The organism is Legionella quinlivanii (genome assembly GCF_003265995.1).
Classification (GTDB): domain Bacteria; phylum Pseudomonadota; class Gammaproteobacteria; order Legionellales; family Legionellaceae; genus Legionella_C; species Legionella_C quinlivanii_A.
In genome coordinates, this window is the sequence record NZ_MVJN01000001.1 from 358,428 (window position 1) to 371,265 (window position 12,838).

Below are 12,838 nucleotides of genomic sequence, written 5' to 3' on the forward strand. Positions count from 1 at the left end.
TAGTAATGTTCGGTTATTCATCCATTTACCAACCTGAAAAAAGTATTATGCGTATCACCAATGACATGAGTATCTGTCAAAGTGATTATCCGCTGGACTGGTATCAGGAAGATTTCATTCCCTATGCCGAGGAGTATCAGGCATTAGCTGATCGCAAGCTTACCACAGTACTTGCCTGGATGAAGCCATATATGCAAAAAGCGCAGTCCCATTTTGGCGAGCGCCTGCTGCTGTTAGCGCATTATTATATGGGTGGAGATATTGTCAGGCTTGTGGAACAATTCGGCGGCCAGATTGGGGATTCCTACCAGCTGGCATTAATGGCAGCGCAAAACCCCCAGAAGTCGGTTATTATTGAGTCTGCCGTGCATTTTATGGCGGAGTCAATAAGTATTCTCGCCAATGACAATCAACATGTTTATATTACCAACCCTAAATCGGGTTGTACGATGGAAATGCTGGCTAAAGACTTTATGGTCGAGCCTGCCTTTCTGGATCTTAATGAACGGTATGGGGCTGAAAATATTTTACCGGTTTGCTATATGAACACCTCAGGACGGGTTAAGGCCATGACCGGGGCACAGGGAGGCGCGGTTTGTACCAGTTCAAACGTAAAAAAAATCTTCCAATGGGCTCGCGCTCAAAATAAGAAGATCCTGTTCATACCAGATCAGCATATGGGTGAAAATGTAGCCTACTGGCTGGGAATTAAAAATTTGGCTTATTGGCCAGGCGGAACTGCCGGTGCCCAATACTCATTGGAAGCTCAGGATAAGGCCACACTCGATACTTTTGATAAAGCCGAGTTAATACTATTTTCCAGTCAATGCGCTGTTCATACTCACTATCAGGCTTATATGTGTGATTACTGGCACTCGCAAGGCTATGCCACAGTGGTGCATCCCGAATGCCGAAACGAAGTGATTCGCGCGGCACAGGAGGCTGGCTCTACAGCATTCATTTGGGATTATGTTGTAAATGATCGTGCTGGCACCAAACGTTATGCCATCGGTACAGAAAACCATATGGTAGAAAATGTAAAACAACATTGTAAAAACTTAGGCATTCAGGTAGTGAATCTCGCCGAAGCCCCTAAACCTGATGATGCCAAAGGCATTGGCTGCGGCTGCGCAACGATGTCGAGAAATGATCCCCCTCATTTGATTGGGCTTGTTGATTTGCTAAGGCAAGGCAAAGAAATGGCATACAATGAAGTGAAAGCGGGTGACGTAGTCAATGAGTTTACTGGCTTACGTCAGCGCCTGCAGCTTAATGATCAGCAATGGGTGATTGATAATGCTAAAAAAGCATTGAGGAAGATGATCGAGATTACCGAAGCTTAATTCAAGCCCGTCATTGTGGACGCCGCGAAGCAATGACGGAAATACATAGCAAACCGGACTGAATGTACCTCACCCCGTTGTTTTTAATTGCCGCGCGACTCTTTCCCGTTGAATTAAATAAAGATTTCTTAAATAAATAAACACACCGGTGGACTGCCCCAGGATGAACACCGGATCTTTTTTATAAATTGAATACATTAATAAAGTGATACCGCCTAATAAGCTTAAATACCAGAAAGCCACCGGAATAACACTTCGCTTTTCTTTTTCACTTATTAGCCATTGAATAAAAAATCGGGCAGAAAAAATGCCTTGCCCGACTAATCCCACACATAGCCAGATTGACTCAGAGTTCATTATTGATAACCTCCGGCGAACAGGGTCTCTTCAATAGCCAGCGCACCCCAACCAGATCGTAAATACCAACAAATAATCGGTTCATGACCCCATATTTTGATACACCATGTCTTCTCGGGCGGTGGTTAACAGGCACGTTCACCAACCTGTATCCAGCTCTTAAAAATAATGCCGGTAAATAGCGATGTAAATGATTAAAATGAGGCAAATTTAAAAATGCACTCCTGGGGAACAGTTTCAGACTGCAACCTGTGTCAGGACAACTATCACGCAGAATAGTCTGACGCACGCCATTGCCTATACGGGAGGAAATGCGGCGAATCAGGTTATCGTCTCGTCGCTTTCGATTTCCAAGCACCACCGTTTTGTGGTCTTCAATAAAGCCGCAAAGCGCAGGAATATCATTAGGATCATTTTGGCCGTCGCCATCAAGCGTCACTAAAAATTCATAGCGCGCTGCCTTTGCCCCGCTAACCAGAGCAGCACTCTGACCACAGTTAACCCTGTGCCGTACCAGTTGCAATCGCTCATCCTCTGCTGCCAGCTTCAATAAACGACTGACAGTCTCATCATTGCTGCCGTCATCAACAAAAATGACCTCAAAGCAATAATCATCTTTTTCCAAAACATTCACTAGTTCATGAAAAAGTACTTCAACATTATCCTCTTCATTATATACAGGAATAATTACTGATAAATTTATAGGTTGTTTCAAAAGTCACTCCCTTACTATATTACTGACTCATTGTCCTGCTGCCTCCATACATACTGCACTGAGGGTTTTGCCAGGCAGACTCCAACCATTTCTGTTTGCGTAAAACCCAGAGCAATGCGGCAAGTTCTATAAACACCAGATAAGTAGCAGCCAGCACGTCGCTTAAGTAATGGTGGTTTAATATAATTCTCGAAACGGCGACTAAAAATCCTACAGTCAGCACATAAGAGCTGGAACGTGGGTATAAAAGACTTAAACCGGCAGCAACCGACATTATAGTGGTCGTATGACCAGACGGAAAAGACCAGAAGGGGGAATGTGTTTGAAAACCATAAAAGCCAAAGTATTGGCCTTCAAGCAGCATACTGGGCCTGGCACGTCCTAATACTACTTTCAGAAACCCGCAAATTGAGCTGGGTACTAATACACACAGCAATAGAAACCAGCATTTCGCTTCCCAGTCTGTATTAACCCTAATATACCTAAAAATGAATATTCCTAATATAAAAGCTGAAAAATAAAAGAAACCCGCCCCCAGTTTGGTGAATAACTCCAGAAATTGGTAATTATGGCGCAGATCAATATCAAAGAAAAATTCTGCCAGCGGTTTATCTATAAAGAAAAAGCAAAAGGCAATCAAACTTACTGCTAACACCATTACCCAGGGTTTGATAAAAAAAGACATTATTTTGTTACACGGAGACATCATTACTCTCTTTATTTTTAGGCCCGATGAGAAAAAGATTGAGCCATCGGCCTTTACTATAGTTAAAACCACGCAGTCTTGCAATAACGCCAAAAGAATCAAAAGCGATAGTCCATTGAGCAAATGTCTTGTCATCAACCAGGAGCAACTGCCTTGGATTTTTTTCCAAAGAGGAAATAGCATCGGCACTATCGGCAAATTTTATCCAGTTGGTATTCAGATTGAAAACAAGACTGGGCTCATCAAAACCTACTGCAATTAAGGGATTATCGGAGTTGACTGCATGTTTTAAAGCCAGCTCAGCGATTTTAGGCGTAATCCAAAGCGGCTCGAGCTCCGGCAAAATTCGATTAAAGCTCAGAAAATACACCACACTCGCCATAATAAGCAGCGAAGCGAGGGTCTGATAATAAGCTTGTCTGAAAATGAAATACACGGTTACCACTGCGAATGTTATCCCGCAAAATAGTATTGAAACAGCGGGCCAGCTGCTGTGGTTTAAAAAGACATAGGAGATAATGGTCAGGAATATCACAAGCCCAATAGATAATATTCCCCAAAGGCTTTGCAGGAATTTAAGCCAGCGATTAGCCGAAGCTCTTCCCTCTTGCAGACCAGTTTTTTTCATATTGATTAAAGAATCAATCGCCATTGCTGCTAACAGCGCCAAAGCCGGAAAAACGGGAAGAATATACTGGGGCAACTTGGTTGGCATGATTTCAAAAAAAAGCCAGCTGGGAATGACCCAGCTCAATAGAAATCTCACTGCCTTTTCATGCCGATGCCTGAACGCATAAGCTGCAGTAGGCCATAAAAAAAGAGAAGCGGGCCAAAAAGTTAATGGCAGGATAGCCAAATGAAAAAGAGGAGGCTTTCCGTGTGATTCATGTCCGCCCTTCAGCTTGGGTAACAGGTCCTTATGAATCATTTGCATTAGGTAGTTGCTGTGCTCAGCCTGATTGACCAGGATAACCCAGATCAAGGTCAGAGAAATGAGAATCAATAAGCCTGTAAACGGCCGTAGATTGCGTAACCAGCGAATATTTTTATCGACCAGACAAAGGGCCGCTATCGACAGAAATCCTACTAAAGGGGTAACTCCTTTCAGGACCAGCCCCGCAGTCATTGCCAGCCAGAAACATAAAGGCCAGGCCCAGTGAATCCTGGTATTATCAGCGCTTGCCTGATAAATCAGCCACAGGGCACCCTGCATTAACACCACAGTGGCAAGAAGCGCGGCATCAATTACCCCCATATGCGCCTCAACCACAAGCAAAAGGCAAGAGGCCAGCAATAGCGCGGCAATCAATCCGGAGCGTTCATTCAACAGACGTGAACCAAAATAAAAAGTTGCCAATACGGCAATTAACGCCCCTAAAACAGAAGGAATCCGATAAGGCCAAATCTGGTTTGCATCAGGTTCACTGAATAATTTTACACTGCCAGCCTGAAGCCAATTTATTCCGGGCGGTTTCTGAAAGCGTGTTCTATCCTGGAAGCGGATTTGAAAAAAGTTACCTGATTGGAGCATTTGACGACTGGCTTGTGCAAAATGCGCCTCATCCCTGTCAATCACCGGTAACTGGCTAATGCCTGAGGCAAAAAATATCAGGGATAAAATAACTAGCCCTGACCAAATCACTAATTTGCGCAATGCCTTATACTCCTGAATCTTCGGCTGGGCTGATTATACTTAACTCCCCTGGAAATGACAAAAAAATCCTCTCACCGGTTTAGCTAAGCTAAATGCAGGCAGCTTATGATCTTGTTCCTGTTGTCATTGCGAGTTAAACTCTCTCTTTTTATCAGCGTTTCTCATGCCAGAATTATCTACGATACAGCAAATCGCTATTTGGATTATTCCTGTTTTGCTGGCTATAACCATTCATGAAGCCTCACATGCTTGGGTTGCTTCATTATGTGGCGATCGAACTGCTGAGCAGGAAGGGCGGCTCAGTTTTAATCCCATTAGACATATCGATCTGTTTGGAACTATTATTGTTCCTCTGCTGGTATTAACTCTAAGCAAATTCAGTTTTGTTTTTGGCTGGGCAAAACCTGTGCCCATTATGCCCTCTCGTATGCGCAATCCGCGCCGTGATCTCGCTTTAGTCACTTTGGCAGGTCCCTTGTCTAATCTGGTCATGGCAATATTCTGGGCCATTTGTTTTAAACTTTCGTTTTATCTTGACCCGCAGCGCACTAGCTATGCCCTGTTTCTATTATTGGCCGCAAGAGCCGGAATGATCATAAACCTGCTGCTTTGTTTCTTTAATCTGCTGCCTATTCCCCCGATGGATGGAAGTAAAGTGGTAATGAGTCTATTATCACCCCGAGCCGCAATGAAATTTCAGAAAATTGAACCCTATGGATTTTTAATTGTGCTTCTGTTGCTGATCACTGGCGCTCTGAGCTGGATTCTCAATCCGCTTATGAATTATTCTCTTCGTCTGCTGGTCGCTGTTTTTCATTTATGAACATACTAGCCGACGCATCACTCCCCAATTTGAAGGCCGCTTTCCCAGCGCCTTTTAATCTGACAGTTTATGAAGATCAAAGCCATATCCCTCATTTGCTGGCAGGACAGGAAATCCTTCTTTGTCGAGCCACATTGAAGGTCAACGAGGCCCTTTTTAAAAAACATCGGGTCAAATATGTGGCGACAGCCAGTAGTGGCACCGATCATATCGATAGCGTTTTGCTGGCCCAACTTGGGATTGAATTACTCGATGCAAAAGGTTGTAATGCACAAGCGGTTGCGGATTATGTCGTTTGCAGTATTGCCTGGTTAAAAAAGAATCGAAATTTTACCGGTAAGAATGCGGTGGTGATTGGCGCTGGTGTGGTCGGTTCAAAAGTCAGCCGACGTTTGAAGATGTTGGGGTTTCAGGTATTAGCCTACGATCCTCTGAAGGCCGCTTCTGATACCGGCTTTAAAAGCTGCGGCTACCATGAGTTATTTGACGCCGATCTTATAACCATCCATGCGAATTTACACACGACTGCTCCCTACCCCAGTTTTCACCTTCTGGATGACCCATTTTTTAATGCCTTCAACCCGCAAGGGATTATTATTAATGCCGCCAGAGGACATATCGTTAATGAACAATCTCTATTAAAACGACCAGGGCTAATTTATTGCACCGATGTATACAGTAATGAACCCGCGATAAATCCCGAGATTATCAAAATGGCCACAGTTAACACTCCACACATTGCCGGCCATAGCATCGAAGCGAAATTGCGGGCGATACAAATACTCAGCGGCAAATTACATACATTGTATCATCTTCCCTTTAGTCCTCTTCCGGAAAAGCAGGTTTTTATGGATGAACCGGCAGCAAAGACCTGGGAGGAGTTAGCCTTAGCCCTGTATAACCCCGAGCCGGAAACTCTTGCGCTTAAACAAGCTGCAGATCCGCAAACAGCCTTTTTGCAGCTACGCAAGGCACATCCACCAAGGCATGATTTTGATCGTTATCAAATGGCTACCGGTAAACTTGCTGAACTGCAGCGAATTGCTGGTGTTGGAAATTAAATCAGAAGTCGACAATCCTTTACTTCTTGTCTACATTTTATAATGTTTGATTAAAAGATAAAAAATATCTCTTTTTCAAATAGTTCATGGAAAAATTAGATAAGGATAAACTGATTATGACTTATGTAGCCTTGGAATGGGATCACAAAATCGGCAAATTTGCCATTGGTTGGCTAGTAGTCAAATGCGCCAGTGTTGGGCAAAAATTTGGTGGTCCGCAAGCTCTGCCCCCAAGAAAAGACATTGCCTATTTTGTAAATCCGGAAACGGCCGAAATGGATGCCAAAAGTTTTGCCGAATTTAAGAATAAGTCCGATGCAGCGGATCAGGAAGAATTTGTAAAAATTAATCTGGCTGAAGCAAGCAGACATGCTGCCTTTGAATGGGATCACAATATTTTCAATCCCCTAATCAAATGGGCAGTCCTCGAATGGGGTGGCGACTATCAGCAAACCGGTGCCCGAGATGATGTGGCTTATTTTCTGGATGGGGAATCCGCCGAGATGGATGCAAAGTCATTTAGTATTATGAGAAATCAGCGATTGTTTTAAGAAAGCATGTAAGTTGGGCCCTTGGCCCATAGCCGTCAGGATAAGTAATTTATCCCCTCTCCACCGCGCGTAGCGTGGGGGAGAGGGTAGGGTGAGGGGGTTAAAAAATTTATCACGCTAGTGATTCCACTTTGTTGTGACAATAAACCATAGCCACAGAAAAATGATTAATGAATCGCAACACGACCTTATTATAGCCCCCTCTCCCTAACCCTCTCCCCCACGCTGCGCGCGGTGGAGAGGGGATCTGATATTCTTAGCCTGACCGCTATGGACCAAGGGCCAATCTGCAATAATTTATTAATGACTCTCATTCAGTTCTATTCACATAGCGATTCAAGACTTCCTGATCAGAAAAATGATGGCGTATGCTGCCAACTTGCTGATAGGATTCATGCCCTTTTCCAGCCACCAACACGATATCATCAGCTGAAGCAAGACTGACTGCTTTGGCGATTGCTTCTTCCCTGTTGGCAATTTTATATAAATTGTCTCGTTTATGAATGCCTTGCTCAATTTCATCAAGAATTTGCACAGGGTCTTCGGTACGTGGATTATCGCTGGTCATAATCACAATATCCGCATTGTCACTGGCAATTTGCCCCATAATGGGGCGTTTCGTTTTATCTCTGTCGCCGCCGCAGCCAAACACCGCAATGATTTTACCCTTTTTAACACCATTTAAGGTTTCAAGAACGTTTTTCAGAGCATCCGGTGTATGTGCATAATCCACAATGGTATAGGGTTCCTGGCTTACAATCTCCATACGGCCTGGAGCGGCTCGAAGTTTAGACATCGTATCAACCACTTCAGACACGGGATAGCCTGCAGCCATAAGGCTGGAAAATATAGCCAGGGCATTGTAAATATTAAAATATCCTAAAGCTCTTATCTGCAATTCATGGCTTCCCCAAGGGGAGTTCAGCCTAATTCGGGTTCCTGTCAGACTGATTTCATGTTCAGTAGCTCTGACATCTGCCTGCTGATGAACACCATAGCTTAACAACTGGCAATCTGCAGAAACCGATTTCAGGATTTGTGGGGTATACTTATCATCCTGATTTACAATGGCCCACTTTAACTCTGGAAACGCAAACAGTTTTGCTTTGGCCTCTGCATACTCATCCATGGTGTGATGATAATCAAGGTGATCATGAGTTAAGTTGGTAAAAATCCCCTGAGAAAAACGAATGCAATCAGTGCGTCCCTGATCAAGAGCATGTGAAGATACCTCCATACACACCTGGCTAATATCGGATTGACGAAATTGACTGAATAGCTGTTGCAGACAAAATGCATCAGGCGTGGTATTTGCCAGTGATTGCAGTTCATCCGCTTTTCCAAAGCCCAAAGTGCCGATATAAGCCGATTTTGCAGAAAGAAGCTCATGCGCCTGTGCTAACTGATAGGCAATTGTTGTTTTACCATTCGTTCCAGTGACTCCGGTAACGTAGAGGCTGTCCGAAGGGTTTTGATAAAATCGGGCAGCCAGTTCAGCCTGCTTTGATACAAGATTAGCGAGTGGAATATACACAGTAGACGTGTCAGGTTCGGAAATCTTCCACCCTTGAGGATCAAAAAGAACTGCAGCAGCCCCATTCTTTACAGCTTGTGGAATAAACTGTCGTCCATCTGACGCATGACCCGGGTAGGCTATAAATAAATCACCAGCCTTAACTGACCTGCTATCATTGCTGATACCAGTTATTTCCAATTCAGATATTACATCGTCAATCCAGGGACAGAGGAGTTTATTGAGTTTCATTTGACTTAGCCTGTTGTTATATCGGGCGGAATATCCAGAGTGCGTAAGGCGCCTGACATTACTTTTGCAAATAAGGGTGCTGCGACCGCTGCCCCATAATAACCATTTTTAGTCGGCTCATGAATTACTACAACCACAACCAGTCGAGGACGCGATGCTGGAGCGATACCAACGAAGCTGGCTATATGCCGATTGGCCTCATAGCCATTTTTTCCAGCGATTCGGGCGGTTCCTGTTTTACCAGCTACACGATAGCCTGGAATCTGGGCTGCCTTACCCGTGCCCTCGACCATAACGGCCTCCATCATAGCCAGAACATCATTGGCAGTTTTCTCGTCAATTACCTTTTCGACGCTCGGGTGATAATCGGGATTATGCAACAAAGTAACAGGCAGCAAATTGCCATGATTGGCAAATATCAGATAGGCTTTGGCCAATTGCAGGGGGGTCACTGATAGTCCATATCCAAAACTGACGGTCGCTAAAACGAAAGGATTGGCATCTTTAGGCTTGACAATCGCCCCATCGCTTTCCCCTGGATAACCGCTCTCTGTTCTTTGGCCAAAACCACTGCGCTGTAATAGCCCAAGTAATTGCTCTGGAGGACTTAAGAGCACCATTTTGGTCACCCCGACGTTACTTGAATGTTCTAAAACTCCTGTTACATCAAGTACGCCATAATTATGAACATCTCGTATAGTATGTCCATGAACAATCATCCAGCTCGGACGGGTATCAATAATTGTAGCCGGCGTTACCAGACCGCTGCCAAGCGCACTGGCAATGCTGAAGGGTTTGATAACTGAGCCGGGTTCAAAGGTATCGGTGATCGCCTTATTACGATAACTATCCCGGGAATAGTTAGCTCTGGCATTAGGATTAAACGAGGGATAATTAGCGGTTGCCAGAATTTCACCTGTTTGAGTATCAACCACTACGACCGAACCGCTGCGAGCGGCAAATTTCTCCATTGTATTTTTTAATTCATGATGCGCAAGGTACTGGATACGGCGATCGATACTCAAAACCAAATCATGTCCGGGTTTAGGTTCCTTGAGGATTCCTAATACTTCAACAATATGGCCTGTTCTATCCTTCACAACCCGCTTTTTGCCAGGAACGCCCATTAGCCAGTCCTGATACGCCAGTTCCATTCCTTCAATTCCGGCATCATCAATATTGGTAAAACCAATTAACTGCGCAGTACTGTCCCCTTCCGGGTAGTAGCGTTTAAATTCCTGCTGGAAATTGACACCTGGGATTTTTAATACTTCAATCTCCTTGGCAAGCATAGGGGGTAACTGACGTTGTAAATAAAGAAACTCCCGGCTTTTGGCTTTCTCAACTCGTGCTTTTAGTGTTTTGGCGGGAATGCCGGTTATTTTGGACAATGTTGCAAGTTGCTGAGGGGTAGGAGAAAATTCTTTGGGATTAACCCAAACAGATTGAACAGGGGTACTGACAGCGAGCGGCGTACCGTTACGATCGGTTATCATTCCCCGATACGCAGGAATATCCTGAACTCTTAAACTTCTGGCATCACCCTGCCCTTTAAGAAATTGTCTGTGCAGGACAGTGAGGTCAAGCATTCTCCAGACCAGGACACCCAGAATGAGAACAAAAAAGCCTGAAACGGTGATTAACCGTAAACGGTGTCCGTTTTTTTTCATCGCGGCTTTAATACAAAGGTTTGTTTATCTGCCGGTAAACGCATACGTAATTTTTCGATAGCCAATTGCTCAACGCGCGCCGGAGTAGCCAAGCTTGCCTGTTCCAAAAGTAACTGTCCCCACTGTAATTGCAATTGGTGGTTATTTTGCTCTAATTGCTGCAAATAATCAAAGCGTAATCGATGTTCATTGGTAATATAAACTACTGCCAGTGCACTTAAGAGCACACTGATTAGCAAAGTTATTATCAAACTCATCTGTTTGGATAAGCGCATTTCAGATAATTGTCCAGTAAATAAATTGCTTTGATTTATCGCTCTGGCTGCGGCATTCATGACAACTTCTCTCCTATTCTAAGGACCGCACTACGGGATCTGATATTCTCTTTAATCTCATTTTCTTCCGGCATAATCGCCTTACCTACTCGTCTGAATTTTTTTACAATCTCATTGTATTTCACAGGCACACCGGGAGGCGGTCTATTGCCTTCCTCCATTGCCTTCATAAACTGCTTCACTATTCGATCTTCCAGGGAGTGGAAACTGATAACCGCCAGACGCCCCCCGATCTTTAACACATCAACAGATGATTTGAGCGCTTTTTCCAAATCGCTTAATTCATCATTGATATAAATACGTATTGCCTGGAATACTCTTGTTGCAGGATGCTTATGTTTTTCCCATTTTGGATTTGCAGCCTTGACGATCTCGGCCAGTGCCTGAGTAGTCAATATAGGGGATTGCTGGCGGGCTGCCACTATCGCCCGCGCAATCCTTCCTGCAAAACGCTCCTCTCCGTACTTCCTGAACACCTCCTTCATTTCCTGCTCGTCGGTACGATTAACAAAGGTTGCGGCATCAAGTTTCTGATGCAGGTTCATTCGCATATCCAGAGGGCCTTCTTTTAAAAAACTAAACCCCCTCTCAGCGTCATCTAACTGCGGAGATGACACTCCCAAATCCATTAACACCCCATCTACAGCACCACTAACGCCTGCTTTTTCTGCAAAAATGTTCATATCAGCAAACGAACCGTGGAAAATCTCAAAGCGTTTTTCCTGGGCAAATACTTCACTGGCAAACTGAATAGCCTCAGGATCTTTATCAATCGCAATCAATCGGCCTTGTTCAGACAAGCGTTCGAGAATTGCACGACTATGCCCTCCCCGGCCAAAAGTGGCATCAATATAGACACCGTCCGGATTGATTGCCAAACCATTTATCGATTCTTCTAATAAGACTGATTGATGCATTTTGTTCCACTATAAAGAAAATGTTTTCATTTCATCTGGTAAGACGTCGTGCTGAGAGGCTTCCTCAGCTAACCAGCTTTCACGTTTTTCTTCCCAAGTCTTATCATTCCAAATCTCAAACTTATTGCCCTGGCCAATCATTACTGCATGCTTTTCGAGTCCTGCGTATTCACGCAGCAAAGGAGGCAATAATAATCGTCCATTGTTATCTACATCAACATCAGTTGCATGCCCAATCAGCAAACGCTGAATACGCCTTGCAGCCGCGTTAAAACTTGGCAAACTCTGCAATTTATCTTCAATAACTTGCCATTGTGCAGCGGGATACAGCAAAAGACAGGTTTCTTCAGTATCAATAGTGATGACTAAAGAGGCATTGCCTGCGTTGTCCAATGCTTCACGGTAACGTGTTGGAACCGCTATACGACCCTTCGCATCGATTGTCAAAGACGTTATGCCACGAAACATGATTAATTTTGCAGGCTACCCCACAATTCTCCACTTTTTTAGTATTTTACACCACTTTCTTACACTATAGAAACACAAAATCCCTCTCGTCAACAAATTTTGTTTAATTTTTAATAGGGAGAGATATTTTTGACCAAGTGGTGGGCAGGTTGATTTTTTTATGGAGCGGCAGAAGGTTGCTCGGTGCAGGTAGTAGGCCTTCAAAGACTGAAGGATTCTTTCGAATTGCTCATTTTCCTTTATTCAAGCTTTGTCTTTTCCGCGCGGCATTGTTGCGTAAATAGAACCAAGCAACAAACATGTCGTCTTTGCGAACAAAGTGAAGCAATCCAGATCGAAACCTGAACAAAGCCGGGATCTGGATTGCTTCGCTAATGCTCGCAAAGACAATTTTTTGCGCACGCGCAGGCGGAAATCCATTTTAAATATGGCACAGTGCCAAATCATAAATAGATTTCCGCCTGCCGGAAATG

13 protein-coding genes are annotated in these 12,838 nt (G+C 44.1%); 4 read left to right on the forward strand and 9 right to left on the reverse strand.

The window, feature by feature from the left end; genetic code table 11:
- Positions 1-5 precede the first annotated feature (5 nt).
- Positions 6-1,343 (forward strand): quinolinate synthase NadA, encoded by a 1,338-nt coding sequence (gene nadA, locus B1207_RS01460; RefSeq protein ID WP_112218215.1) that lies wholly within the window; start codon positions 6-8, stop codon positions 1,341-1,343.
- A gap of 69 nt (positions 1,344-1,412) precedes the next feature.
- Here the strand turns inward: nadA and B1207_RS01465 are convergent, their stop codons facing one another.
- Genes B1207_RS01465 through B1207_RS01480 form a run of 4 tightly spaced genes read right to left on the reverse strand, consistent with a single transcriptional unit; the run spans position 1,413 to position 4,775 of the window.
- Positions 1,413-1,700: a lipid-A-disaccharide synthase N-terminal domain-containing protein gene (locus B1207_RS01465; protein WP_112218216.1), complete on the reverse strand. Its 288-nt coding sequence runs from the start codon at positions 1,698-1,700 to the stop codon at positions 1,413-1,415.
- Positions 1,690-2,415, reverse strand: a complete 726-nt coding sequence (locus B1207_RS01470) for a glycosyltransferase family 2 protein (RefSeq protein WP_216362445.1) — start codon at positions 2,413-2,415, stop codon at positions 1,690-1,692. Before B1207_RS01470 ends, B1207_RS01465 begins: the two co-directional genes overlap by 11 nt.
- A 19-nt stretch (positions 2,416-2,434) precedes the next feature.
- Positions 2,435-3,124 carry a phosphatase PAP2 family protein gene (locus B1207_RS01475; protein ID WP_172458056.1) on the reverse strand — a complete coding sequence of 230 codons (690 nt, stop codon included), beginning with the start codon at positions 3,122-3,124 and terminating at the stop codon, positions 2,435-2,437.
- Positions 3,108-4,775, reverse strand: a complete 1,668-nt coding sequence (locus B1207_RS01480) for an ArnT family glycosyltransferase (RefSeq protein ID WP_112218218.1) — start codon at positions 4,773-4,775, stop codon at positions 3,108-3,110. Before B1207_RS01480 ends, B1207_RS01475 begins: the two co-directional genes overlap by 17 nt.
- A gap of 163 nt (positions 4,776-4,938) precedes the next feature.
- Here B1207_RS01480 and B1207_RS01485 point away from each other — a divergent pair, with 163 nt between their 5' ends.
- From B1207_RS01485 to B1207_RS01495, 3 genes are all read left to right on the forward strand, one after another.
- Positions 4,939-5,598 (forward strand): site-2 protease family protein, encoded by a 660-nt coding sequence (locus B1207_RS01485; protein WP_112218219.1) that lies wholly within the window; start codon positions 4,939-4,941, stop codon positions 5,596-5,598.
- A complete protein-coding gene (locus B1207_RS01490) occupies positions 5,595-6,659 on the forward strand; it encodes an NAD(P)-dependent oxidoreductase (RefSeq protein ID WP_112218220.1) in 1,065 nt (354 codons plus the stop codon). The genes B1207_RS01485 and B1207_RS01490 overlap by 4 nt, the downstream gene beginning before the upstream one ends.
- An 86-nt stretch (positions 6,660-6,745) precedes the next feature.
- On the forward strand, positions 6,746-7,210 hold the full coding sequence (locus B1207_RS01495) for a hypothetical protein (protein WP_112218221.1): 465 nt from the start codon (positions 6,746-6,748) through the stop codon (positions 7,208-7,210).
- Positions 7,211-7,520: 310 nt separating this feature from the next.
- Here B1207_RS01495 and B1207_RS01500 read toward each other — a convergent pair whose 3' ends face one another.
- Genes B1207_RS01500 through mraZ form a run of 5 tightly spaced genes read right to left on the reverse strand, consistent with a single transcriptional unit; the run spans position 7,521 to position 12,365 of the window.
- Positions 7,521-8,975: a UDP-N-acetylmuramoyl-L-alanyl-D-glutamate--2,6-diaminopimelate ligase gene (locus tag B1207_RS01500; protein WP_112218222.1), complete on the reverse strand. Its 1,455-nt coding sequence runs from the start codon at positions 8,973-8,975 to the stop codon at positions 7,521-7,523.
- A gap of 5 nt (positions 8,976-8,980) precedes the next feature.
- Positions 8,981-10,645 (reverse strand): peptidoglycan D,D-transpeptidase FtsI family protein, encoded by a 1,665-nt coding sequence (locus B1207_RS01505; protein ID WP_112218223.1) that lies wholly within the window; start codon positions 10,643-10,645, stop codon positions 8,981-8,983.
- Positions 10,642-10,980 carry a cell division protein FtsL gene (ftsL, locus tag B1207_RS01510; protein WP_058508058.1) on the reverse strand — a complete coding sequence of 113 codons (339 nt, stop codon included), beginning with the start codon at positions 10,978-10,980 and terminating at the stop codon, positions 10,642-10,644. The genes B1207_RS01505 and ftsL overlap by 4 nt, the downstream gene beginning before the upstream one ends.
- Complete coding sequence (gene rsmH, locus B1207_RS01515; protein ID WP_112218224.1) at positions 10,977-11,897, reverse strand: 16S rRNA (cytosine(1402)-N(4))-methyltransferase RsmH; 921 nt, start codon at positions 11,895-11,897, stop codon at positions 10,977-10,979. The genes ftsL and rsmH overlap by 4 nt, the downstream gene beginning before the upstream one ends.
- A gap of 9 nt (positions 11,898-11,906) precedes the next feature.
- Positions 11,907-12,365 (reverse strand): division/cell wall cluster transcriptional repressor MraZ, encoded by a 459-nt coding sequence (gene mraZ / locus B1207_RS01520; RefSeq protein ID WP_112218225.1) that lies wholly within the window; start codon positions 12,363-12,365, stop codon positions 11,907-11,909.
- Between the last annotated feature and the right edge of the window lie 473 nt (positions 12,366-12,838).